Raw genomic sequence first — 23,936 nt, 5'->3', positions numbered from 1 at the left:
GTCCCGGCGACGCGCCCTGCGCCGTCGGGACCCCCGACCCCAGGAGGTCCCGTGGCCGAGCACATCCTCGAGATGCGGTCCATCACCAAACGTTTCCCCGGCGTCGTCGCCCTCAAGGACGTCTCCCTCACCGTCGACGAGGGCGAGATCCACGCCATCTGCGGCGAGAACGGCGCCGGCAAGTCCACCCTCATGAAGGTGCTCTCCGGCGTCGAGCCGGCCGGCAGCTTCGACGGCGAGATCCACTACCGGGGCCGTCCCGTCAGCTTCTCCGGGGTCAACGACTCCGAGGCCGAGGGGATCGTCATCATCCACCAGGAGCTCGCCCTGGTGCCCCACCTCTCGATCGCGGAGAACATCTTCCTCGGCAACGAGCAGGCCCGGGGCGGCATCATCAGCTGGCACGAGACCAACGCGCGCGCGGCGGAGCTGCTCGAGCGCGTGGGCCTGCGCGAGAAGCCGGTGACCCCGGTGGGCCAGCTCGGCGTGGGCAAGCAGCAGCTCGTCGAGATCGCGAAGGCGCTCTCGAAGAACGTGAGCCTGCTGATCCTCGACGAGCCCACCGCGGCCCTGAACGACGACGACTCCGAGCATCTGCTGGGCCTCATCCGCGGGCTCCGCGACGAGGGCGTCACCAGCATCATCATCTCCCACAAGCTCGGGGAGATCGCCGCGGTCGCGGACGCCACGACCGTCATCCGCGACGGCTCGACCATCGAGACCATCGACATGCACGTCCCCGACGAGCAGCGCCCCACGCTCATCCCCCGCATCATCAAGGGCATGGTGGGCCGCGACATCGGGAACCTCTACCCCGAGCGCACCGCGGAGATCGGCGAGGAGGTCCTCCGGATCGAGGACTGGCACGTCGGCCATCCCACGCAGGCCGGCCGCACGGTCGTCGACGGCGCCTCGCTGACCGTCCGCGCCGGCGAGGTCGTGGGCATCGCGGGGCTCATGGGCGCCGGGCGCACCGAGCTCGCCATGAGCGTGTTCGGCCGCTCCTACGGCCGCGACATCTCCGGCCGCGCCTTCGTGCACGGCAGCGAGGTGGGCCTGCGCAGCGTCGCCGACGCGATCGACGCCGGCATCGCCTACGTCTCCGAGGACCGCAAGCAGTACGGCCTGAACCTCATCCAGGACATCCGCACCAACGTCACCGCGGCGGCCCTGGACAAGGTCACCCGGGGCGGCTGGATCGACGGCAACGAGGAGATCGCGGTCGCCGAGCGCTATCGCTCCTCGCTCAACATCAAGACGCCGACGGTGATGGCCACCGTCGGCAAGCTCTCCGGTGGCAACCAGCAGAAGGTCGTGCTGAGCAAGTGGCTCTACACGGAGCCCGACGTCCTCATCCTCGACGAGCCCACCCGCGGCGTCGACGTAGGCGCCAAGTTCGAGATCTACACGATCATCAACGAGCTCGCCGCCGCCGGGAAGGCCATCCTCGTCATCTCCTCGGAGCTCCCCGAGGTGATGGGCCTGGCCGATCGCATCTACACCTTGTCCGCGGGCCGGATCACCGGAGAGGTCGCCGCCCGCGACGCCACCCAGGAGCGCCTCATGGAGCTCATGACCATGGAGAGGGAGTGAGCGCGCCTCATGGCCGGAACTTCTGACATCAGGGAGCTGCTGACGCGCAACATGCGCTCGAGCGGCATCTACATCGCGTTCGTGTTCATCATCGTGCTGTTCACGATCCTCACGGGCGGCCAGCTGCTGAGCCCGGGCAACCTCACGAACCTCGTGCTGCAGTACTCCTACATCCTCATCCTCGCGATCGGCATGGTGCTGATCATCGTGGCCGGGCACATCGACCTCTCGGTGGGCTCTGTGGTCGCGCTGACGGGCGCCGTCGCTGCCGTCGTCGTGATCGGGAACGGTCTGCCCTGGTGGCTGGGCGTGCTCGCCGCGCTCGGCACGGGCGCCCTCGTGGGCCTGTGGCAGGGCTTCTGGGTCGCGTTCGTGGGCATCCCCGCGTTCATCGTCACCCTCGCCGGCATGCTGATCTTCCGGGGCCTGACGATGCAGGTGCTCGGCAACGTCTCGCTCTCGCCGTTCCCGCGCGAGTACCAGTACATCTCCGGCGGCTTCCTCAACGGGCTGCTGGGCGGCAACGGCTTCGACGCGTTCACGCTGTTCCTCGCGGCCGCGCTGATCGTCGTGTACGCGGTCCAGCAGTACCGGGGCCGCCTCGCGAAGCTCAAGTACAAGCAGCAGGTCGAGGCGCAGTTCCTCTTCTGGATCAAGACGGCGGCCGTGGCGCTCGTGGTCATGGCCTTCGCCTGGCAGCTCGCGCACTCGCGCGGCCTGCCGGTGGTGCTGATCCTGCTCGCCGCGCTGATCCTCATCTACGGGTTCGTCAGCCAGCGCACGATCTTCGGCCGGCACATCTACGCGATGGGCGGCAACCTGCAGGCCGCGCACCTCTCCGGCGTGAAGACGCGGCGAGTGAACATGTGGCTGTTCGTCAACATGGGCCTGCTCTCCGCGGTCGCGGGCATCGTCTACTCGGCCCGCTCGAACAGCGCCCAGCCGGGCGCGGGCAACATGTTCGAGCTCGACGCGATCGCGGCCGCGTTCATCGGCGGCGCGGCGGTCACGGGCGGCGTGGGCAAGGTCCACGGCGCGATCATCGGCGGTCTGATCATGGCGGTCATGTCCAACGGCATGCAGATCATGGGCATCGACCAGTCCACGCAGTCCGTGGTGCGCGGCGTGGTGCTGCTGATCGCCGTGGCCTTCGACGTCTGGAACAAGAAGCGCTCGCAGTCGGGCGCCTGACCCCTGCGGGGCGCGCGTCGCGCAGGTCCCCTCCAGAGCCCGCCCGTCGCCGCCGGATCCCCGGTGCCGACGGGCGGGCTCCGTCGTGCCCGGACGTCCCGGCGGAGGTGCCCGGCCGACGCGCCGGAGACGCCTGTGACCAGGCGCGACCCGCCGTGACCCGATCGTGACGGCAGAAGCGATGACAACGTGAGAAACTCGCCTCAGCCGCAGGTTCGCGGCAGTGGGACCTCATCAAGGGAGATGGCCATGTCCACGAAGAACCGGATCACCCGACGCAGCGCGTTCGCCCTGGGCGGCGCGGCCATGGCGGCGGCAGGCCTCGCGGCCTGCGGCGGCAACACCGGCGGCCTCACCGGTGGCGGCGGCAGCGACGGCGGGGGCGGGGCGCTCTCGCAGTGGTACCACCAGTACGGCGAGGAGGGCACGCAGCAGGCGGCGAACTCCTACGCCGCGGACTACCCCGATGCGAAGGTCACCGTGAACTGGGTGACCGGCGACTACGCCACGAAGCTCTCCACCGCCCTGCTCTCCGGCGGCGGGGTCGACGTCTTCGAGAACAACGGCATCGCCGTGGACCAGGCCGAGCAGGGCCGCTACGTGGACCTCACCGCCATCATGGAGCCGGCCAAGGGCTCCTTCAACGAGGCCTCGCTGGGCCCCGTGACCATCGGGGACAAGATCTGGGGCATCCCGATGATCGTGGACCCGCAGTTCTTCTACTACCGCAAGTCGCTCTTCGAGGCCGCCGGCATCGAGGTCCCCACGACCTGGGACGATCTCGTCGCCGCGGCCACCGAGCTCACCACCGACAAGCAGAAGGGTCTGTTCCTCGGGAACAACTTCGACGCGAACGCCTGGGCGATGGTCTGGGCCGGCGGCGGCTCCCCGCTGAACGAGGCGAAGGACGCCGTCGCCTACAACACCCCCGGCTACGCCGAGGGCCTGGGCTCGATCCACACCATGCAGAAGGACGGCGTGCTCCTCACCGGCGCCCCCTCGGACTGGACGGACCCGGCGGCCTTCTCCTCCGGTCTCTCCGCGATCACCTGGGGCGGCTGCTGGGCGCTGCCGGCCCTCGAGGCCGCGCACGACGACATCGGCGTGTTCCCCCATCCGGCCGTCGGCTCCGGCGGCAAGGAGGTCGCCTTCATGGGCGGCTGGAACGCGCAGGTCGCCGGCAACTCGGAGAACATCGAGGCGGCCAAGGAGTTCGTGAAGTGGCTGTGGATCGACCAGACCGAGCACCAGACGGACTGGTCGCTCAGCTACGGCTTCCACATCCCGCCCGTCACCGCGACCGCGGACCAGGCGGAGGCGCTCAAGACCGGCAACGGTCTCGAGATCGCGACCATGGCCAAGGAGATCGGCGTGACCGGCACCCCCGAGTGGACGGGCGCCATGGACACCCCGCGCCTCGACGCCGTCTCGAACATCCTCAAGAACGGCGCCGACCCCGCCGAGGAGCTCGCGAAGGCGGAGAAGGCGAGCAACGAGGCGATGGCGTCGTGAGCGTCCAGGCCCCGGCGCGCGCCCGCGGGCGCGCGCCGGACCGCACCGGCCCCACGCGCATCAAGGGCAACGGCCTCGCCTTCTGGCTGTTCTTCACGCCCTTCCTCGTGGGCCTCGTGGTCTTCACGATCGTGCCCCTGATCTGGGGCGCCACGCTGAGCCTGTTCGAGGCGAAGGGCACCGTGCTGCCCACGGACTTCGTGGGCCTCGCGAACTTCCGCCACTTCCTCGTGGACACGGCGTTCCTGAAGTCCCTGCGCACCTTCACCGTCTTCGCGCTGTTCATCGTCCCCGTGACGATGGTCTGCTCCCTGGGCCTCGCGGTGCTCGTCAACGGGCTGCCGCGCTTCCAGTCCTTCTACCGCTCGGTGTTCTTCCTGCCCACGGCGTGCAGCTACGTCGTGGCCTGCGTCGTGTGGCGGCTCTCGCTGTTCAACGGCCTCGAGTCCGGGATCGTCAACCAGATCCTCGGGGCTTTCGACCTGGACGCGATCTCGCAGTGGCTCTCCGCCTCGCCGTACTGGTGGATCGTGCTGGTCTCGGTGCGCCTGTGGCTGCAGGTGGGCTTCTACATGCTGCTGTTCCTCGCGGGGCTGCAGGCGATCCCCTCGCAGCTCTACGAGGCCGCCGCGGTGGACGGCCTGAGCCCCGGCGGGTTCCGGATGTTCCGGCTCATCACCCTCCCGCAGCTGCGCACGACCTTCGCGGCGGTGCTGCTGCTCCTGCTCATCGCCGCCTTCCAGGCCTTCGACGAGTTCTACAACCTCACCGGCAACAACCCCGAGACGAGGCCCCCGCTCGTGTACCTCTACAACATCGCGCTCGGGTCCCAGCAGGACTTCGGCACCGGCTCGGCGGGCGCCCTCGTGCTCACCGCGATCATGGTCGTCGCCGGCCTGCTGCAGACGGGCCTGCTGGGCTTCGGCAGCAACGACGAGGGCCGCCGCCGGTTCGCCCTGCGGCTGCGCCGCGGCGGGAGGAGCGCACGATGAGCGCCCAGATGCACATCGTCGGCTCCGGCCGCCGCAGCACGGGACTCGTGCTGCGCTACGTGGTCGCCTCGGCGCTCGCCCTCGTCTTCCTCATCCCGTTCTACGCGATGGTGAAGACGGCGCTGTCCACGAACGAGGAGATCTACACGAGCGAGTTCACGTTCTGGCCCGCGCACCCCCAGTGGCAGCGGATCCCGGAGCTGTTCGCCGATCCGCTGTTCCTCGCGGCGCTGCGGAACTCCGCGATCATGGCGGCGGTCTCGACCTCGCTGTCGATCCTCATCGCGGCGCTCGCCGGGTACGCTCTCGCGCGGATCCCGCACCGGGCCGCGAAGCCCATGTTCATGCTGGTGATCATCGTGCTGCTGGTGCCGGCGACCACGGCCTTCGTCCCGAACTTCATCATCGTGGCGAGCCTGGGCTGGATCGGCACCCTGCGCGGCCTCATCATCCCGGGCCTGTTCAGCGCGTTCAACGTGTTCCTGTTCCGGCAGTTCTACCTGGGCTTCCCGCGCGAGGTGGAGGAGGCGGCGTACATCGACGGCGCGGGCTTCTTCCGCACCTTCTTCACGGTCGTCTTCCCCAACACGCTGCCCTTCGCCTCCGCGCTCACGGTGCTGGGGCTGATCGGCTCGTGGAACGCGTTCCTGTGGCCGCTCGTGGTCGCGGGCAACGGGCAGGGGGCGATGACGGTGCAGATCTACCTCTCCTCCTTCCTCACCGCGCAGACCTTCGACTACGGGGGCCTGTTCATGGCGGCGACGATCAGCCTGCTGCCGGTGCTGCTCGTGTTCTTCATCCTCCAGCGGTTCCTCGTGGCGGGCATCGCCGCGACGGGGCTCAAGGGATGAGCGGGCCGACGGCAGGGTCCGCCGCGGAGGGCCCCGTCCCGGCGGCGCCCGCAGCGCCCGCGGCGCCCGCAGCGCCTGCCTGGAGCGAGCCGCTTGCGGACCCGGACGTGGTGCGCGTCCCGGGCGGCTGGATCGCCTACGGCACGGGCCCGGTCGAGGACGGCCGGGCCGTGCCCGCCGCCTTCTCCCGCGACCTCGTGACCTGGGAGGGGATCGGCCACGTGCTCGAGGCGCTCGCGCCGGAGGCGGGGGAGTCCTACTGGGCGCCGGAGGTGTGCGAGCGCGACGGCGCCTGGTGGATGTACTACTCGGTGGGCCACGGCGACCACGGCCACCTGATCCGGGTGGCGCGAGCGGAGGTCCCGCAGGGCCCGTTCCGGGACCAGGGCCTCGTGCTCACTCCGCACGAGCGCTTCGCGATCGACGCCTCCCCGTGCCTTCTGCCCGACGGCCGCTGGTGGCTGTGGTTCGCGCGGGACGTGCTGGATCACGAGCGGCCCGGCACCCATCTCGCGGGCGCGGAGCTGCTGACGCCGACGACGCTCGGCCCCGTGCACGAGGTGCTCGCCCCGTACGCGGACTGGCAGGTCTTCGCCCACGACCGCGAGATGTACGGGCAGGTGCTGGACTGGCACACGCTCGAGGGTCCGCATGCGGTGCGCGCGGGGGAGCGGCTGCTGCTGACCTTCTCCGGCGGATCGTGGCAGGGACCGGGCTATCGCACCGCGTGGGCCTGGGCCTCCGGGCCGGAGGGGCCGTGGACGGTGCCCCCGGCGGGGGAGGACGTGCTCCTCGCGACCGACGCCGAGCTCATCGGCCCCGGTCACGACTCGTGCACCGTGGGGCCGGACGGCGCCGCCCTCATCGCCTTCCACGCGTGGGACGCGGCGGGCACGGCGCGCTTCATGCACCTGCGCGAGCTCGAGGTGGACCCGGTGGGTCCGGGGCTGCGCGTGGGCGGGCCCGTCGGTGCCCCGGCGGGCGCGGCCGGGTGACGGCCCGCCCGCGGGGTCTCCGCAGGCCCGTGCGGGAGATCCGTGCGGGTGTTGACCGTCACTTTACAACGATGTAGATTCTCGCACGCGGTGCAGGGACCGCCGTGCACGACGACCGCGCGCGGCTCCCCGCTCGACACGCCGCACCTGACACCCCGCGTCGACCGGGCGGAGCAGCTCGCTCCCCCACGGCGCCCCACGAAGAGGTGGACACGATGAACCAAGGCTCCCCACGGAGGGCCGCAGCAGGACCTCGTCCTCGCATGACCCGCCGCTCGATGCTCCAGGGCCTCGGCGGCCTGGGCGCCCTCGGCGCGACCGGCTCGCTCGCCGCGTGCGGCAGCGCCGGCGCGCAGGGCGTCGGCGATCTCGCCTACTGGCACCTGCTCTCCGGGCCGGACGGCGTCACGATGACCGAGCTCGTCGACGGCTACACGGCGACCGACGGCGCCCCCGGCGTCAAGCAGACGGTGCTCGCCTGGGGCGCGCCGTACTACACGAAGCTCGCGATGGCCTCCTCCGGCGGCCGCGCCCCGGACCTCGCCGTCATGCACGCCGCGCGCGTGCCCGGCTACGCGCCCGGCGGCCTGCTCGACGAGTGGGACCTCGACCTGCTCGGCGAGTTCGGGGTGAAGAAGGAGGACTTCCCCGAGCTCATCTGGGACAAGATGGTCGTGGACGACAAGCTCACCTGCATCGCCCTGGACTCCCACCCCTTCGTCCTCTACTACAACACCGACATCGCGGACGCCGCGGGCGTGCTCGGCAGCGACGGCCTGCTGCTGCCGACGGACACCCCGGAGGACTTCCGCGAGCTCGCCCTCGAGCTCGGCGCGAAGTCCCCCAGCGGCTACGGCCTCTCCTGGGGCTACCTCGGCGACGGCTCCAACCAATGGCGCATGTTCTCGACCTACTACACGCAGCTCGGCGGCACGATCGAGCTGCCCGAGGGCGGGACCATGCAGTACCAGGAGGAGCTCGTCGTGCAGACGGCGGAGTGGATCCTCTCGCTCATCGACGGCGAGGTCGGCAACCCGGGCAACGACGGCGGCACCGCGATCTCCGAGTTCGCGACCGGCAGCACGGGCGCCTTCTACGGCGGCGTCTGGGAGTCCGGCAGCTACCGCAACGAGGGCGTCCCCTTCGACATGACCGTCATCCCCGGCGTGTTCGGCGAGCCCGCGGCCTACGCGGACTCCCACTCCTTCGTGCTGCCCCACCAGAGCAGCCCGGACGAGGCCAAGCGCCGCTCCGTGCACGAGATGGTCGCCTACCTCCTGAAGAACTCGATCTCCTGGGCGGGCGCCGGCCACATCCCGGCGTACTCCCCGGTCGTGCAGGACCCGGCCTACGCGGAGCTGATCCCGCAGTCGCACTACGCGGACGCGATCGACCACCTCGTCTACGACCCGCCCGCCTGGTTCACCGGCTCGGGCAGCGACTTCCACACCTACTTCGGCAACGACATGCAGAACGTGTGGGCGCGCCGCACCTCCCCGCTCGAGGGCTGGAACGCCTTCGTCGCTCGCATCAACGACCTGCTCGCCAAGCCGAGCCCGATGTGATCCGCCCCGTCGAAGGAGACGTGAGATGACGACCGCTGACGGCGTGACCGTCCCCCGCACCAGCCCCCGCCCGAACGCCGCCCTCACGGGCGGCCCGATCAGCGAGGGGCGCCGCCGGCGCCGCCGCGCCGAGAACATCCGGGGCTGGGTCTACTGCCTGCCCTTCCTCATCGCCTTCGGGCTCTTCCTCATCTGGCCCACGATCTACGGGCTCTGGATGAGCTTCACGGGCACGAGCCTCGCCGGCACCAAGACCGGATTCGTGGGCCTCGCGAACTGGACCGAGGCGCTCGGCGACGCGAACGTGTGGACGTCGCTCGCCAACACCGCCGTGTTCACCGTGCTCTCCTCGATCCCGCTCGTGCTCATCGCCATGGGCCTCGCGATCCTGGTCAACGTGGGCCTGCCGGGGCAGTGGTTCTGGCGCCTCGCGTTCTTCCTGCCGTTCCTGCTGGCCTCGACGGTGGTCTCGAAGTTCTGGAACTGGATGTACAACCCGCAGCTGGGCCTCGTGAACACGGTGCTGGGCTGGTTCGGGATCACCGGGCCGGCCTGGCTGCAGGATCCGAGCACCGCGATGATCTCCGTGGTCATCACGACCGTGTGGTGGACCATCGGCTTCAACTTCCTGCTCTACCTCGCCGCGCTGCAGAACATCCCCGACCAGCTCTACGAGGCCGCGAGCCTCGACGGCGCGGGCCGCTGGCGGAAGTTCCGCTCGATCACGGTGCCGCAGCTCGCCCCGACCACCGTGCTGGTGCTCGTGCTGCAGCTGCTCTCCTCGCTGAAGGTCTTCGACCAGATCTACCAGATGACCTCCGGCGGCCCCGGCGGCGATACCCGCCCGGTCCTGCTGTACATCTACGAGGTGGGCTTCACGGGCTACCGCCTGGGCTACGCCTCCGCCATCTCCTACATCTTCTTCTTCATGATCATCATCGTCTCGCTCGCGTACATGGTGATCTCCTCCCGACGGAGCGTGAAGGCATGAGCGCCGCGAACCCCACCACCAGCCCCGCCCTCCCCGCGACCCGCGGGAAGCGCCGCGCCGACGCCGCCGAGCGCACCGCGGCGACCACCGCCGCCGGCCGACGACGGCGCCGCACCGACCCCGCCCGCGTCGTCGCCTTCGTGATCCTGCTGGTCCTCGCCCTGGCCTGGCTCGTGCCGGTCCTGTGGGCGGCGCTGACCTCCTTCAAGACGGAGGCCGAGGCGGCCGCGCTGCCGGTGACGATCGTGCCGGAGAGCGGCTTCACGCTCGACGCGTACATCACCACGCTGACCTCCGGCCAGGTGCCGCGGTGGGCGTGGAACAGCCTGCTGACCTCCACCGCGATCACCTTCATCACGGTCGTGATCTCGGCGCTCGCCGGCTACGCGCTCTCCCGCATGGAGTTCGTGGGTCGCAAGGCGATCGTCGCGATGATCCTCGCCTCGATCATGATCCCGGGGCAGATCCTCATCGTCCCGCTGTTCCAGCTCATGCTCGGGCTGAACCTCGTGGACACCTACTGGGGGATCATCCTCCCGCAGGTGGTCGCGGCGCCGATGGTCTTCATCCTCATGAAGTTCTTCGACCAGATCCCGCGCGAGCTCGAGGAGGCCGCCCTCATGGACGGCGCGAGCCGCCTGCGGATCCTGTGGAGCATCGTGCTCCCGCTGTCGCGGCCGATCCTCGGCGCCGTCTCGATCTTCGTGTTCATCGGCGCCTGGAACAACTTCCTGTGGCCGTTCATCGTCGTCAACGACGCGGACCTCATGACCCTGCCGACGGGCCTGCAGACGGTCATCAGCGCCTACGGCATCCAGTACGCGCAGAACATGGCCCAGGCGATGCTCGCGGCGCTGCCGCTGATCATCGTGTTCCTGTTCTTCCAGCGTCAGATCATCAAGGGCATCTCGACGACCGGCATCGCCGGCACCTGATCCCCGGCCCCCCACACACAGCGGCGGCGCTCCCCATATGGGGAGCGCCGCCGCCGTGCGTCCGGCCCGCTCAGACCTCCCGGCTGCCCCAGAGGGCGCGGCCGTCGGGCCCGAGCACCGTGAAGGTCGGGGTCCAGGCGTCGAGGCCGTCGTGCCAGCCGCGGGTGAAGGTCCCGTCGTAGCGCACGCCGTCCAGCTCGATCACGGCGCGCGCGGAGCCCTCCGCACGCCAGCGGCCCTGCACGGCGCCGGTGACGCTGCCGTCGGCCCCGAGGGTCACGGGGACCGAGCCGGTGACCTCCGCGGAGATCGCGCGGCCGTGGTCCACGAGCTGCCAGTCGCCCACGATCTCGTCGCGGCGCAGGCGGGCCTCGCGGGCGGTCGCGGCGGGCTCCCCGGCGTAGCGGTGCGGGGAGGGGACGAGCCAGCCCGTGCGGGTGAGATGGAGGCGGTGCACGCGCACCTCGTGCTCCTCGCCGCGGCCCGGGAAGCGCGTGTGGAGGATCAGGAAGGACTCGTCGGTCCCGGGCCTGGTCCAGGCGGAGACGTGGCCGGGGGAGACGTAGCCCTGGCCCTCGGCGCCGTCGCGCTGCGTGAAGCGGTGGTTGCCCAGGAGCTTCACCGCGTAGGGCTCGATCGAGGCGTCGTCGAACAGCGGCAGCGAGGGGTCGGAGCGGCACTCGCGCAGGTCCTGCCCGGCATGGTCGAGGTAGGGGCCCTCGACGGAGCGGGAGCGGCCCACGCGCACGTTGTAGCCGCCGTTGGCGTCGAGCCCGCCGAAGGTGACGAAGAGGTAGTAGTAGCCGCTCTCCTCGGAGCGCAGGATGTACGGCGCCTCGATGCGGGAGTGGTTCCCGCCCACGAGGTGCACGCCGTAGCCCTGGCCGGGGACGGGCCGGCCGGTCGCGGGGTCCAGCTCCAGCAGGAAGATCCCGCCGGAGTAGGAGCCGTAGACGAGGCGCAGCACGCCCTCGGCGTCGACGAAGGCCTGCGGGTCCACGACGTTCGGGTGCACGAGCGCGTCGTAGATCGTGCCGTCCTCGCTCTCCTGGTCCCACTGACCCGAGCGCAGGAAGATGCCCTCGTCGCGGTAGGGGCCGGTGATCTCGTCGGCCACGGCGGAGCCGAGGGCGGAGCGCGGGGAGCTGCCCTCGCACGCGCAGTAGTACATGCGGTAGCGGCCGTCGTCGGCCAGGTGCACGTCCGGCGCCCAGAGCGTGGTGGTGTTCGCCCAGTCGAAGGCCTCGGCGAGCTCGACGGTGACGTCCTCGAAGAGCGGGTTCTCCGGGGTGACGAGATCCGCGACGCCGGTCCAGCGCAGGAGGTTCGGCGTGCGGGCGGCCGCGAGGTGGGAACCGAAGACGTACAGCTCGTCGCCGGCCGCGACGATCGAGGGGTCGTGCACGGAGATCTCGGCGAAGGCGGGATCGGGGAGCGTTCGCCGTGGTGGGGCGGCGGTCGCGCCCGGGGCGGTCAGGGCCGCGGCCCCGGCGGCGGTGAGGGCGGCGGTCGAGCCGATCAGGGTGCGGCGGGAGAGCGTGCTCATGGTGACTCCTTCGTCGGTCCGGGCCGGCGCCGGTGACGGGGTCGCCGGTGCTGCGGGCCCGGGGGAGGGGTGCGTGCGAGTGGTCGCACGGGGCACTGCGGCAGGACGTCGGCGTCGCTGCCACGAGCAATCTACAACGTTGCAGAAGTGGGGGCCAGAGGTGATCGGGACGCAGGAGGGGCAAGCGTCAGGGGAGGACGGGCGCTGCGCGTCGGTGCTCGAGGATCCGGTAGCGCAGGCCGGACCTGCTCTCGTGCCAGCCCTCCGCGGGCCCGGAGGCGCGCAGGGCGAAGCCCGCGGGGATCGCGGGGGCGAGGGTGTCGCCCTCGACGTCCAGGTCGATCTCCGTGACGACGAGGAGGTCCGCGCGGTCCATCGCCTCGCGGTACACGCGACCGCCGCCGATCACCCAGATCGTGCCGGGATCCCCGGCGGTCGCGTCGTCGGCCGCGGAGGCCCGCGCCGCGAGGTCCTCCCGGGCGAGGTCGAGCGCCTCGTCCAGCGAGCCCGCGCGCAGCGCGCCGTCGGCCGTGACGCCGGGATCGGAGGTGATGACGATGTTCGTGCGCCCCGGCAGGGGACGGAAGCGCGGCGGGAAGGACTCCCAGGTGCGGCGGCCCATGACGACGGGGGCGCCCGCGGTGGTCCGCGAGAAGTGCTGGAGGTCCTCCGGGAGGTGCCAGGGCATCGTGCCGCCGGCGCCGATCACGCCGCCCCGGGCCTGCGCCCAGATCATGCCGATGCGCGGTGCGCGCTCCTCCATCAGACCGCGACCGGGGCCTTGATCCCGGGGTGGTGCTCGTAGCCCACCACCTCGAAGTCCTCGAACTCGTAGTCGAGGATCGAGTCCGGGCGGCGGGTGATCCGCAGCTGCGGCGGGGCGAAGGGCTCGCGCGCCAGCTGCCGCTCCACCTGCTCGACGTGGTTGTCGTAGATGTGCACGTCCCCGCCGGTCCACACGAAGTCGCCCACCTCGAGATCGGTCTGCTGGGCGACCATGTGGGTGAGCAGGGCGTAGGAGGCGATGTTGAAGGGGACCCCGAGGAACATGTCCGCGCTGCGCTGGTAGAGCTGGCAGGACAGCTTCCCCTCGTGCACCTCGAACTGGAACAGGGCGTGGCAGGGGGCGAGCGCCATGTCGGGGACGTCAGAGGGGTTCCAGGCGGTGACGATGTGCCGGCGCGAATCGGGGTTCGTGCGGATCTGCTCGACGACCTGCGTGATCTGGTCGATGACGCCGCCGTCGCGCGTGGGCCAGCTTCGCCACTGCGCGCCGTAGACGGGACCGAGCTCGCCGTCGGCGTCCGCCCACTCGTCCCAGATGCTCACGCCGCGCTCCTGCAGCCAGCGCACGTTCGTGTCGCCGCGCAGGAACCACAGCAGCTCGATCGCGAGCGAGCGGAAGTGCACGCGCTTGGTGGTGATCAGCGGGAACCCCTCGGAGAGGTCGAAGCGGATCTGACGGCCGAACACGCTGCGCGTGCCGGTGCCGGTGCGGTCCGACTTGTGCGTGCCGGTGGCCAGCACGTCGCGCAGGAGGTCCTCGTACGGGGTCGCGATGTTCATCGGGTCCATTCTCACCCCTGTGAGGGGGCCGCGGCTGTGCTCTCGCGCACCACGAGGTCGTAGGGCGTCATGACGGTGCGGGGCGGGCCGTCGTAGCCGCCGATCCGCTCGATCAGGAGGTCCAGCACCGTGGTGGCGAGGGCCTGCTTGTCCGGGGAGACGGTGGTGAGCGGGGGAGAGGTGAAGGGGGCGTCGGGCGTGTCGTCGTAGCCGATCACGGCGACGTCCTCGGGCACCCGGCGGCCGTGGCGGCGCAGCCGGGAGAGCACGCCGATCGCGAGGTCGTCGTTGCCGCAGACGATCCCGTCGACCTCGGGCAGGCGCTCGAGCAGGGCCTCGGCGCCGTCGGCCCCGTCCTGGCGGTGCCAGTCGCCCACCTCCTGGATCGTCGCCGCGGAGGGGTCGAGGCCGTGGGCGGCGAGCGCGCGCAGGAAGCCGTCGCGGCGCAGCGTGCCGGAGCTGTGGGGCTGCACGCCGTGCGCGGAGGGGATCGCGCCGAGGAAGGCGAGGCGCCGGCGCCCCTGGTCGAGCAGCAGCGTGGTCGCCTCGAAGGAGGCGCCCTCGTTGTCGATCTTCACGTAGTCGCAGCCACGGGGCAGCTGCTCGGGGAGGTGCTCGCCGATGAAGACGGTGGGCTGGCTCGTGCGCTCCATGCGCGCGAGCTCCTCCTCCCAGAGCTGCAGCGGGTTGAAGATGACGCCGTCGCCGAGCACCCGCTCGAAGCCCTGGAGCACGGTGCGCTCCGCCTCCGGCCCGGCGGAGGTCGTGTGCAGGACGACGGTGCGCCCGCGGCGCTGGGCCTCGTCGATGAAGGCCTGGGCGATGTCGGAGTAGTAGGTGAAGGTGAGCGAGGGCAGGGCGAGGGTGATGAGCCCGCTCGCGCCCGTGCGCAGCTGCTGGGCGGCGGCCTGGGGGCGGTAGCCCACCTGGGCGATCGCGGCGAGCACCCGATCGCGGGTCGCCTGCTTCACGTAGGGGTAGTCGTTGACCACGTTGGAGACGGTCTTGATGGAGACCTGGGCGATCTCGGCGACGTCGCGCAGGGTCGGGGGACGCTGCGGGAGCGGTCGGGGCGGCGTCGGCATGGGCAGATTCTTGCACCGACCGGCGTGCATTGACGTGCGGGGGCGGACGTGGTGGGATATCTGCAACGTTGTAGAAACGCTCCGCACCCGCGAACGGCACCCCTGCCGCCCACCCCCCTGCAGACAGGATGCGCACACCGATGTCCGCCACCGTCACCCTGACCCTCCACCCCGCGTTCTCGGTCGCCCCCGTGCGCCGGCGCACCTTCGGCGCCTTCGTCGAGCACCTCGGCCGCTGCGTCTACACGGGCATCCACGAGCCCGGCCACCCCACGGCCGACGTCGACGGCTTCCGCGGCGACGTGCTCGAGCTGACCCGCGAGCTCGGCGTGAGCAGCGTCCGCTACCCCGGCGGCAACTTCGTCTCCGGCTACCGCTGGGAGGACGGCGTGGGCCCCGTCGAGGAGCGCCCCGCCCGCCACGACCTCGCCTGGCACTCCACCGAGCCCAACACCGTGGGCCTCGACGAGTTCATGACCTGGGCGGAGAAGGCCCAGGTCGAGCCGATGTACGCCGTGAACCTCGGCACCCGCGGCATCGAGGAGGCGCTGGACGTCCTCCAGTACGCGAACGCCCCGCAGGGCATCGCGCTCTCCGACCGGCGCGCCGCCAACGGCCACCCCGATCCCTACGGCATCCGCATGTGGTGCCTCGGCAACGAGATGGACGGCCCCTGGCAGGCCGGCCACAAGACGCCCGAGGAGTACGCGCGGATCGCGACCGAGACCGCGCGCCTGCTGCGCCAGGAGGACCCGGACCTCGAGCTCGTCGCGTGCGGCTCCTCGAGCTCCTCGATGGAGACCTTCGGCGCGTGGGAGAACATCGTCCTCACCGACGCCTACGACTACGTCGACATGATCTCCGCGCACGCCTACTACGCGGAGAAGGACGGCGACCAGGCCTCCTACCTCGCCTCGGCCGACGACATGGACCACTTCATCGACTCCGTCGTGGCCACCGCCGATCACGTGCGCGCGAAGCTCAAGAAGGACAAGCGCATCATGATCAGCTTCGACGAGTGGAACATCTGGTACCAGCACCGCGCCGAGTCCCGCCCGCCCCAGGGTGACGACTGGCCCGTCGCCCCCGTGCTGCTCGAGGACACCTACAACGCGATGGACGCCGTGGTGTTCGGCAACCTGCTGATCTCCCTGCTGCGCCACAGCGACCGCGTGGCCTCCGCCTCGCTCGCCCAGCTCGTCAACGTGATCGCCCCGATCATGACCGCGCCCGGCGGCCCCGCCTGGAAGCAGACCACCTTCCACCCCTTCGCCCTCACCTCGAAGCACGCGGTGGGCCAGGTGCTCGATGTGCGCCTCACCGCGCCGAGCTTCGAGAACCCCCGGTTCGGCGAGAGCTCGACCGCGGATTCCGTCGCCACCTGGGACGAGGAGAGCGGCGCGCTCTCCCTCTTCGTCGTCAACCGCGGCGCGGAGGACTCCCTCGCCCTGGACGCCGACCTCACCGGCTTCGGCGACCTCGAGCTCGTCGAGGCCCTCACCCTGCACCACGAGGACCCCTACGCGGCCAACACCCAGGACGCCCCCGAGACCGTGGTCCCCGCGGCCAACGGCTCGGTGACCCTCACGGACGGCCACCTCACCGGTGACCTGCCCGCGATCTCCTGGACCCTGGTCCGGCTCGCCCGCCGGGCCTGACCCCCGACGCGGTCCGGCCGGGTGGGCGTCCCCCGGCCGGGCCGACCCCCTGACGCACAGCGGCCGCCCCTCCTGCGAGGGGCGGCCGCTGTGCGCTCCGGGCGGGGTCAGGCCAGGTCGAGGGTGATCGTCGCGTAGGACGCCGCGGGCAGCTCGACCTCGAGGCCGCGCGCGTGCGGGCGGATCGTCGTCAGCTCGCGCGGCGCGACGGCATCCGGCGCGGCGGGCGTGTTGTGCGCCGCGGTGGACTCCGCCGCCAGCACCTGCCCGCGGTGCGCGGTGACCTCGGCGCCGCGCAGGTCGAGGACGACGGTGCGGGCCTCGGACGCGTGGAGGTTCGACAGCGAGACCAGCGCGGAGCCGTCCTTCGTCGAGGCGCTCGCCGAGAGCAGCGGCAGCTCGCGGCCGTCCACGCTCGCCGCGGCCTCCGGCAGGGTCACGTGCACCGGGAGGGTGGCGGCGTCGTGGTGCCCCGCGTTCATCGCGAACACGTGGTACGTGGGCGTGAGCACGAGCGCCCCGGTCTCCGGGTCCGTGAGGATCATGGCCTGGAGGACGTTGACGGTCTGCGCGATGTTCGCCATGAGCAGGCGGCCCGCGTGGCGGTGGAAGGCGTCGAAGTGGATCGAGGCGACGAGCGCGTCCCGCAGGGTGTTCTGCTGGTACAGGAACCCCGGGTTGGTGCCCGGCTCGACGTTCCACCAGGTGCCCCACTCGTCGAGCACGAGGCCCACCTTGCGGTACGGGTCGTAGCGGTCCATCACGGTGCTGTGGCGGGCGAGCAGCTCGTCGATGTACGAGGCGCGGGAGAGCGCCGCGTACCACTCGTCCTCCGTGAAGTCGGTGGCCGATCCCTTGTCCTCCCAGGGGCCGGTCATCGTGTAGTAGTGCAGCGAGACGGCCTGGAAGGGCGCGGGGTCGCCGTCGGCCCGCCGGCCGAGGTCCTCGCCGAGGGCGCGCATGAGCACCTCGGTCCAGTGGGTGTCGCCGTCGTGGGCGCCGGCGGCGATGCGGGTGACCTCGTTGCCGGCGTGGTTGCGCACGTACGTCGAGTACTGGCGGGCGAGGTCGGCGTAGGCCTCGGCGGACATGTTGCCGCCGCAGCCCCAGGCCTCGTTGCCGATGCCGAAGAAGGGGACTGTCCAGGGCTCGTCGCGGCCGTTGCGGCGGCGCAGGGCGGCCATGGGGGAGTCGTCGGAGCGGGTGAGGTACTCGATCCACTCGGACATCTCCTGCACGGTGCCGGAGCCGACGTTGCCGTTGACGTAGGCCTCGGTGCCCAGCAGCTCCACGAGGTCCATGAACTCGTGGGTGCCGAAGGAGTTGTCCTCGACGACATCGCCCCAGTGGGAGTTGACCATGCGCGGCCGCTCCTCGCGGGGGCCGATCCCGTTCTTCCAGTGGTACTCGTCCGCGAAGCAGCCTCCGGGCCAGCGCAGGTTGGGGATCTGCAGGGCGCGCAGGGCGGCGACGACGTCGTCCCGGATGCCGCGGGTGTTCGGCAGCTCGGAGTCCTCGCCCACGAAGAAGCCCTCGTAGATGCAGCGGCCCAGGTGCTCGGCGAAGTGGCCGTAGATGTGCCGGCTGATCGTGTCCCCGCCCTGGTCGAGGTCGACGGTCACCTGCGCGGGGCCGGCGGGCGCGGGCGGCGGGGTCGCGGTGCCCGATGCGCTGGCGGCGCTCGGGGCGGGAACCTCCGAGGCGGCGGGCGCGGCGAGCGCGGAGGTCAGCGCTGTGGACAGCGAGCGGCGGCGATTGCTGGTCATGGGGGCTCCTGGGAGGGCGGCCGGGGCCGGTCTGAAGGGGTGGTCTGCCTGCTGCGGGAGCGCGGGGCCGACGGTGGCCCGCGCGCGTCGGCACCATCGTTTATCGATACACGAGCAGAGTCAAGGGGGTGACGGGACGTGGTCGGTGCGCGGCTCGGCGCGGTATCGCGCCTCAGCGTCGCGTGGACTCGCGCTCGACGAGGGTGAAGGGCGCCCGGATCTCGAGACCGCCGAGCTCCGCGGGTGTGGGGGAGTCGATCCGCTCCCGCAGCAGCTCCACGGCGCGGCGCGCGATCCAGCGGTGGTCCGGGCTGATCGTCGAGAGCGAGGGGAGGGAGAACTCGCCCTCGGGGAGGCCGTCGAAGCCGATCGCGAGCGCGTCCTCCGGCACCCGCAGACCCCTGTCCGCGAGGCCGCGCACGGCGCCCAGCATGACCGAGTCGGTCACGCCCACGTAGCCGTCCGGGCGCAGCCCCCGGTCCACGGAGTCCCGCGCGGCGTCGCGCCCGGCCTGCGCGGTGAGGCCCGTGACCGGGATCAGCATCGGCTCGTTGGCCACCCCGCCCCAGGCGGCGAGAGCGTCGCGGTAGCCGTCGATGCGCCGGGCCAGCGGATCCGTCTCCGGCCGGCCGTCCCCGCACAGCAGGGCGATCGACCGGCAGCCGCGCTCGAGCAGATGCGTGGTCGCGGCGAACATGCCCTCCTGGTTGGAGAGGGAGATGTGCGCGGTGCCCGTCGGCGCGGGCCGCTCGCCGAGCACGACGACGGGGAGCTCCGCGGGCAGCAGGTCGGCGTCCTCGGGGCGCAGGGCGAGCGGGGTGAGGATCAGGCCGTCGTAGGCGAGGGTGCGGGCGCGCTCCACGGCGGCGACCTCCGCGAGCAGGTGCGCCTCGGGGGTCTCCGTGACGAGCGAGAGGCCGTGGCGCCGGGCCTCCTGTGCGATGAGGCCGCCGAGCATCCCGTAGTAGGAGAAGGGGGAGTCGGTGCCCGGGGCGAGCAGGCCGATCACGCCGCTGCGGCCGGAGCGCAGGGTGCGTGCGGAGACGTTCACGCGGTAGCCCGTCTCCCGCACGGCCTCCTCGACGCGGGCCCGCAGCTCGGGGGCGACGCTCGCCTTCCCTCGCAGGACGTTCGAGACGGTCATCGGCGAGACTCCGGCACGTCGCGCGACGGCCGCCATCGTGATCCGCTGCGACATCGCGCACCTCCTGCCCCGGCCGGTGACCTCAGCGCAGGGTACCGGAGGGCCGTCGGCGCCGGCCGGGGATCGTGGCGCGGGAGCGGGCTGCCGCCTCAGATCTCGACGTCGCGGCCGTCCGCGGTGCGCAGGTGCAGCACGAAGCGTGAGCCCGGGGCCTCGCGGATCGCCGTGACGCCGTCCCCGAGTCCGAGGGCGTCGAGCGCCTTCTGCTGGGGCGCGGGGTTCACCTCGATGCGCTCGAAGGAGACCAGCTCGACTGCAGGCAGGGCGGCGTCGAGCCCCGGGTGGGGCGTGCCGCCCCAGTCGATGAGGAAGGGGATCGCGTAGTTGCGCGGGGCCTTCGCCTGGGTGAGCCTCCAGCGCAGCTCGGCGCCGTCCGCGGTGCGGCGGGAGAGGTCCTGCACGTCGCCGGGGTCGACGCCCTCGGCGCGGGCGTGCTCGACGACCTGGTCGATGTCCTCGGGGTGCACGGCGTAGGTGATGAGGGTGGGCTTCTTCAGCCGGTTGATGCTGAAGGTCTTCGGCAGCTCCTCGCCCTCGCGCTCCGGATCGGGGCCGATCAGCTCGAGGTAGCGCGGGCCGGGCCCCCCGTCGACCGTGAGCGCGACCAGGGCGTTCGCGGTGCCGGTGGGGTGGGTGCCGCCGGGGGCGGCGGTCACGCCCGTCAGCTCGCGGAACCAGTCCACGAGCTGGGCGAGGTCTGGGCCGGCGATGACGACGTGGTCGAGCAGGCGGGGGATGCTCATGAGGGCTCCTGAGGGACGGGGCCCCGGGGGTACCGGGGCCCGGCGACGGGTGGTCGACGGCGCCGTGCGGCGCCCCGACGTCGATGCCGACGACGGTACCCGGCGGAGGGTGGAGGCGGAGGGGCACGGGGGAGCGGCAGGGCGCGGATGCACCGCGGCGGGCAGGAGCATCTTCCTGCCCGGAACACGTGACCGCGGCCACAGGGCCCCGTAGGCTCGAGCGCATGTTCTCCTGCCTCTCGCCCGGTGCCCTCGGGCTGTCCCTCGACCACACCGACGCGGTCGACCTCGCCTCCGCCCACGGATTCGGCGGCGTCGACCCCGATCCCTCGTACTTCTCCTCCCTCCCCAGCCGCCAGGCCGTCGTCGAGCACGGCGACGCCGTGCGCGAGAAGGGGCTGCGCTGGGGGATCGCGGGTCTGCCGATCGGCCTCGACGCCCCCGCGGAGGAGTTCCGCCGGGCCCTCGCCCAGCTCCCCGACGCCCTCGACCTGCTCACCGCCGCGGGCGTGAGCGCCGTCGGCACCTGGATCCGCCCCATGCACGAGGACCGCGACCACCGCGAGAACTGGCGCCTCCACGTGGGCCGCCTCGCCCTCGTCGCCGAGCTGCTCGCGGATTCCGGCCTCCGCCTGGGCCTGGAGTACATCGGCCCCAAGACCTTCTGGTCCACCGAGCGCTTCCCCTTCATCCACGGCATCCGCGAGGCCCGCGAGCTCATCGCGGAGACCGGCGCCGGCAACGTGGGCCTCATCCTCGACAGCTACCACTGGTACACCGCCGGCGAGAGCGTCGAGGACCTCGCCGGCCTCACCGACGCCGACGTCGTCTCCGTCGACATCAACGACGCCCGCGACGACCGCGAGCGCGACGAGCAGATGGACCTCGACCGGCGACTGCCCTTCGCGACCGGGGTCATCGATCTCGACGGTTTCATGGGCGCTGTGCGTGACGCCGGTTACACCGGGTCGGTCAAGGTCGAGCCCTTCATGAAGGAGCTTGACGAGCAGCCGATCGCGCAGGTCCTCACGGATATCCGGGAGCGCACGGACCGTGCGATCGACGCCGTCTGAGCCCAACGCGCCGATGTGCACCCCGTCTCGCTGATCGTTACGGTCGACAGGCCCCCCACCCTCCACCCCTCTCTCCCCGCCCTTTTCCCCCACCCCGCTCCTCGGAGGACCCATGGACCTGACGTTCAAGCTCATCGCGGTCGGGATCTACTTCCTGGCCATGCTCGCGATCGGTCTCCACGCGTACCGCAAGACCGATGACGGCGAGGACTACATGCTCGGCGGGCGCAACCTGCACCCGTTCACCGCAGCGCTCTCCGCCGGCGCCTCGGACATGTCCGGCTGGCTCATGATGGGTCTGCCCGGCGCTCTCTACCTCTCCGGCCTCGTCGAGGTCTGGATCGCGATCGGCCTCACCGTCGGCGCGGCCGTGAACTGGATCGTCGTCGCCCCGCGCCTGCGCCAGCACACGCAGATCGCCGGCAACTCGATCACGCTCCCCAGCTTCTTCGAGAACCGTCTGCGGGACCGCACGCGCCTGCTCCGCATCGCCGCGGGTCTCGTGATCCTCGTGTTCTTCGCCTTCTACGTCTCCTCCGGCATGGTCGCGGGCGGCCTCTTCTTCGAGTCCACCTTCGGCGGCTCCTACATCGTGGGCATGCTCCTCGTCGCGTCCGTGACGATCGTGTACACGCTGTTCGGCGGGTTCCTCGGCGCGAGCTACACCGACGTCGTCCAGGGCCTGATCATGATGGTCTCCCTCATCGCCGTGCCGATCGTCGCGATGATCGTCACCGGCGGCCCCGCGCAGATGTTCCATTCCGCCTTCGTGGAGAACCCCGAGTTCGGCTCCCTCGTCGCCGGGGCGAGCATCGTCGCGATCGTCGGCAACGTGGCCTGGGGCCTCGGCTACTTCGGCCAGCCGCACATCATCGTGCGCTTCATGGCGCTGCGCTCCGCCCGGGACGCGAAGTACGGCGCGACCGTGGGCATCGGCTGGATGGTCATCTGCGTGCTCGGCGCGATCCTCACCGCGATCGCGGGCCTCGCCTACATGCAGCAGAACCCGGGCCAGTCGCTCACGGACACGAAGAACGCCGAGTCGGTGTTCCTGGACATGGCCCAGATCCTGTTCCACCCGCTGATCGCCGGGTTCCTGCTAGCCGCGGTGCTCGCCGCGATCATGTCCACGATCTCCTCGCAGCTCATCGTCACGAGCTCCGCGCTCGTCGAGGACCTCCTCGGCGCCGCCGGCAAGGCCACCTCGCCCAAGGCGAAGCTGTGGTGGGGGCGCGCGGGCGTGCTCGCCGTCGCCGTGTTCGCGCTGCTGCTGGCTCTGAACCCGGACGCCTCCGTGCTCGACCTCGTGGGCTTCGCCTGGGCCGGCTTCGGCTCCGCCTTCGGGCCCGTCGTGCTGCTGAGCCTCTTCTGGCGAGGCCTCACCGCGATGGGCGCGCTCGCCGGCATGATCAGCGGCGCCCTCGTCGCCTTCGTGTGGGGCCAGACCCCGCTCGGGACCCTGTTCGGGCTGCTGCCGGAGCACCTGTACGAGATCATCCCCGGCTTCGCCGTGGGACTCGCCGTCGCGGTGCTCGTGAGCCTCGTGACGCCGAAGCCCCCGAAGGAGGCCATCGACGAGCTCGACCAGGCGGTCGCGGAGATCCGCACGGGCGCCTGAGCCCTCGCCGCACCTCCGCTGCCTGGGGAGTGATCCCCACGCCCCCGACGCGCCCCGCCACCGTCCCCGGTGGCGGGGCGCGTCGCCGTCCGGGGCCCCTATCCTGCCGCCATGGACATGCCCCAGCCCGAGGACGCCCGCCGCGCCGCCCGCCGCGCGGAGGACACCGCACGCCGTGCCGAGGACGCCGCCGAGGACGTCGCCGAGCACCCCGTGTTCGAGGGCCTCGCCCGCGCCGGCTTCGTCGTCAGCGGGCTCGTGCACCTGCTCATCGGCGCGATCGCGCTGCGGATCGCGTTCGGCTCCGGCGGCGAGGCGGACCAGTCCGGGGCCCTGCGCTCCGTCGCCTCCGCGCCCGGCGGCCCCGTGCTGCTGTGGGCCGGCGGCATCGCGATGATCGCCCTCGCCCTGTGGCACGTCGCGGAGGCCTGGTTCGGCGCCCGGCAGGCCGACGGCCGGGCGGACGCCGCCCAGCACGTCGTGAAGACCCTCGGCAAGGCGATCGTCTATGCGGCGCTCGCCTCGACCGCCCTGCGCTTCGCGATCGGCAGCGGCAGCTCCTCCGAGCAGCAGACGGACTCGGTGACCGCCGCCCTCATGACCGCCCCCGCCGGGCGGCTGCTCGTGGGCGTCGTCGCCCTCGTCATCATCGGGATCGGGATCTACCACGTCGTCGCCGGGGTGACGCGCCGCTTCGAGAAGCAGCTCGAGGGTCGGCGTCACCGCACGATCTCGCGGGCCGTGACCGTGAGCGGCACCGCCGGGTACGTCGCCAAGGGCGTGGCGCTCGTGGCCGTGGGCGCGCTGTTCAGCTGGGCGACGATCACCGCGGACCCCGACAAGGCCGGCGGCCTGGACGCCGCTCTCTCCACGATGGCGTCCCTCCCGGCCGGGACCGTGCTGTTGATCCTCGTGGGCGTGGGTCTCGTCCTCTTCGGCGTCTTCTCGATCCTGCGCTCGCGCTACGCGGACATGTGAGGGCGGTGGGGGCCTTTGCCTGCTCTCCCCGCCACTCCGCCACTTTGCCCCTCCGCCCCTTCGCCTGCGGCGCA

The 23,936-nt window shown here is 71.6% G+C and carries 20 protein-coding genes; 13 read left to right on the top strand and 7 right to left on the bottom strand.

The annotated features are described in order from the left end of the window. Positions 1 to 51: 51 nt before the first annotated feature. The 9 genes from mmsA (at position 52) to ACYVAP_RS03545 (ending at position 10,625) form a co-directional block, all read left to right on the top strand. Positions 52 to 1,593, top strand: a complete 1,542-nt coding sequence (mmsA, locus tag ACYVAP_RS03585) for an ATP-binding cassette domain-containing protein (protein WP_498859566.1) — start codon at positions 52 to 54, stop codon at positions 1,591 to 1,593. A gap of 9 nt (positions 1,594 to 1,602) precedes the next feature. Next, positions 1,603 to 2,784, top strand: a complete 1,182-nt coding sequence (gene mmsB, locus ACYVAP_RS03580) for an ABC transporter permease family protein (RefSeq protein WP_498859565.1) — start codon at positions 1,603 to 1,605, stop codon at positions 2,782 to 2,784. Positions 2,785 to 3,033: 249 nt separating this feature from the next. Next, complete coding sequence (locus tag ACYVAP_RS03575; RefSeq protein ID WP_498859564.1) at positions 3,034 to 4,296, top strand: ABC transporter substrate-binding protein; 1,263 nt, start codon at positions 3,034 to 3,036, stop codon at positions 4,294 to 4,296. After that, on the top strand, positions 4,293 to 5,288 hold the full coding sequence (locus ACYVAP_RS03570; protein ID WP_498859563.1) for a carbohydrate ABC transporter permease: 996 nt from the start codon (positions 4,293 to 4,295) through the stop codon (positions 5,286 to 5,288). The genes ACYVAP_RS03575 and ACYVAP_RS03570 overlap by 4 nt, the downstream gene beginning before the upstream one ends. Continuing rightward, the gene (locus ACYVAP_RS03565) at positions 5,285 to 6,139 is read left to right on the top strand and encodes a carbohydrate ABC transporter permease (RefSeq protein WP_498859562.1); all 855 of its coding nucleotides are present in this window, start codon (positions 5,285 to 5,287) and stop codon (positions 6,137 to 6,139) included. Before ACYVAP_RS03570 ends, ACYVAP_RS03565 begins: the two co-directional genes overlap by 4 nt. Beyond that, positions 6,136 to 7,134, top strand: a complete 999-nt coding sequence (locus ACYVAP_RS03560; protein ID WP_498859561.1) for a glycoside hydrolase family 43 protein — start codon at positions 6,136 to 6,138, stop codon at positions 7,132 to 7,134. Before ACYVAP_RS03565 ends, ACYVAP_RS03560 begins: the two co-directional genes overlap by 4 nt. 263 nt (positions 7,135 to 7,397) lie before the next feature. Continuing rightward, the gene (locus ACYVAP_RS03555) at positions 7,398 to 8,699 is read left to right on the top strand and encodes an extracellular solute-binding protein (protein ID WP_259361816.1); all 1,302 of its coding nucleotides are present in this window, start codon (positions 7,398 to 7,400) and stop codon (positions 8,697 to 8,699) included. A gap of 25 nt (positions 8,700 to 8,724) precedes the next feature. Beyond that, positions 8,725 to 9,690: a carbohydrate ABC transporter permease gene (locus tag ACYVAP_RS03550; protein ID WP_137769646.1), complete on the top strand. Its 966-nt coding sequence runs from the start codon at positions 8,725 to 8,727 to the stop codon at positions 9,688 to 9,690. Then, positions 9,687 to 10,625 carry a carbohydrate ABC transporter permease gene (locus ACYVAP_RS03545; protein WP_498859560.1) on the top strand — a complete coding sequence of 313 codons (939 nt, stop codon included), beginning with the start codon at positions 9,687 to 9,689 and terminating at the stop codon, positions 10,623 to 10,625. Before ACYVAP_RS03550 ends, ACYVAP_RS03545 begins: the two co-directional genes overlap by 4 nt. A gap of 70 nt (positions 10,626 to 10,695) precedes the next feature. On the opposite strand, the gene ACYVAP_RS03540 is transcribed toward ACYVAP_RS03545, so the two are convergent. The 4 genes from ACYVAP_RS03540 to ACYVAP_RS03525 form a co-directional block, all read right to left on the bottom strand. Further along, on the bottom strand, positions 10,696 to 12,171 hold the full coding sequence (locus ACYVAP_RS03540; RefSeq protein ID WP_498859559.1) for a glycoside hydrolase family 43 protein: 1,476 nt from the start codon (positions 12,169 to 12,171) through the stop codon (positions 10,696 to 10,698). A gap of 187 nt (positions 12,172 to 12,358) precedes the next feature. Beyond that, a complete protein-coding gene (locus tag ACYVAP_RS03535) occupies positions 12,359 to 12,934 on the bottom strand; it encodes a dihydrofolate reductase (RefSeq protein WP_498859558.1) in 576 nt (191 codons plus the stop codon). Beyond that, positions 12,934 to 13,737, bottom strand: a complete 804-nt coding sequence (locus ACYVAP_RS03530) for a thymidylate synthase (RefSeq protein WP_498859557.1) — start codon at positions 13,735 to 13,737, stop codon at positions 12,934 to 12,936. The genes ACYVAP_RS03535 and ACYVAP_RS03530 overlap by 1 nt, the downstream gene beginning before the upstream one ends. 11 nt (positions 13,738 to 13,748) lie before the next feature. Continuing rightward, positions 13,749 to 14,822, bottom strand: coding sequence for a LacI family DNA-binding transcriptional regulator (locus ACYVAP_RS03525; RefSeq protein WP_498859556.1), 1,074 nt, complete (start codon positions 14,820 to 14,822; stop codon positions 13,749 to 13,751). Positions 14,823 to 14,962: 140 nt separating this feature from the next. On the opposite strand from ACYVAP_RS03525, the gene arfA reads away from it, so the two are divergent. Next, a complete protein-coding gene (gene arfA / locus ACYVAP_RS03520) occupies positions 14,963 to 16,480 on the top strand; it encodes an alpha-N-arabinofuranosidase (protein ID WP_498859555.1) in 1,518 nt (505 codons plus the stop codon). Between the two features lie 107 nt (positions 16,481 to 16,587). Here the strand turns inward: arfA and ACYVAP_RS03515 are convergent, their stop codons facing one another. From ACYVAP_RS03515 to ACYVAP_RS03505, 3 genes are all read right to left on the bottom strand, one after another. Then, positions 16,588 to 18,246, bottom strand: a complete 1,659-nt coding sequence (locus tag ACYVAP_RS03515) for an alpha-N-arabinofuranosidase (RefSeq protein ID WP_498859554.1) — start codon at positions 18,244 to 18,246, stop codon at positions 16,588 to 16,590. 172 nt (positions 18,247 to 18,418) lie between these two features. Continuing rightward, positions 18,419 to 19,444, bottom strand: coding sequence for a LacI family DNA-binding transcriptional regulator (locus tag ACYVAP_RS03510; RefSeq protein WP_498859553.1), 1,026 nt, complete (start codon positions 19,442 to 19,444; stop codon positions 18,419 to 18,421). Between the two features lie 95 nt (positions 19,445 to 19,539). Continuing rightward, a complete protein-coding gene (locus ACYVAP_RS03505) occupies positions 19,540 to 20,193 on the bottom strand; it encodes a VOC family protein (RefSeq protein WP_498859552.1) in 654 nt (217 codons plus the stop codon). A 224-nt stretch (positions 20,194 to 20,417) separates the two neighbouring features. On the opposite strand from ACYVAP_RS03505, the gene ACYVAP_RS03500 reads away from it, so the two are divergent. From ACYVAP_RS03500 to ACYVAP_RS03490, 3 genes are all read left to right on the top strand, one after another. After that, positions 20,418 to 21,266, top strand: a complete 849-nt coding sequence (locus ACYVAP_RS03500; RefSeq protein ID WP_498859551.1) for a sugar phosphate isomerase/epimerase family protein — start codon at positions 20,418 to 20,420, stop codon at positions 21,264 to 21,266. A 112-nt stretch (positions 21,267 to 21,378) separates the two neighbouring features. Further along, the gene (gene putP, locus ACYVAP_RS03495) at positions 21,379 to 22,884 is read left to right on the top strand and encodes an SLC5/6 family protein (protein WP_498859550.1); all 1,506 of its coding nucleotides are present in this window, start codon (positions 21,379 to 21,381) and stop codon (positions 22,882 to 22,884) included. A 111-nt stretch (positions 22,885 to 22,995) separates the two neighbouring features. Beyond that, entirely contained in the window at positions 22,996 to 23,862 is an 867-nt protein-coding gene (locus tag ACYVAP_RS03490; RefSeq protein ID WP_498859549.1) for a DUF1206 domain-containing protein, read from the top strand. Positions 23,863 to 23,936: the final 74 nt, after the last annotated feature.

The sequence above is a fragment of the Brachybacterium horti genome (genome assembly GCF_054777615.1).
Note: the sequence above shows the minus strand (reverse complement) of the source record. Positions and strands in the feature narration are given on the sequence as shown.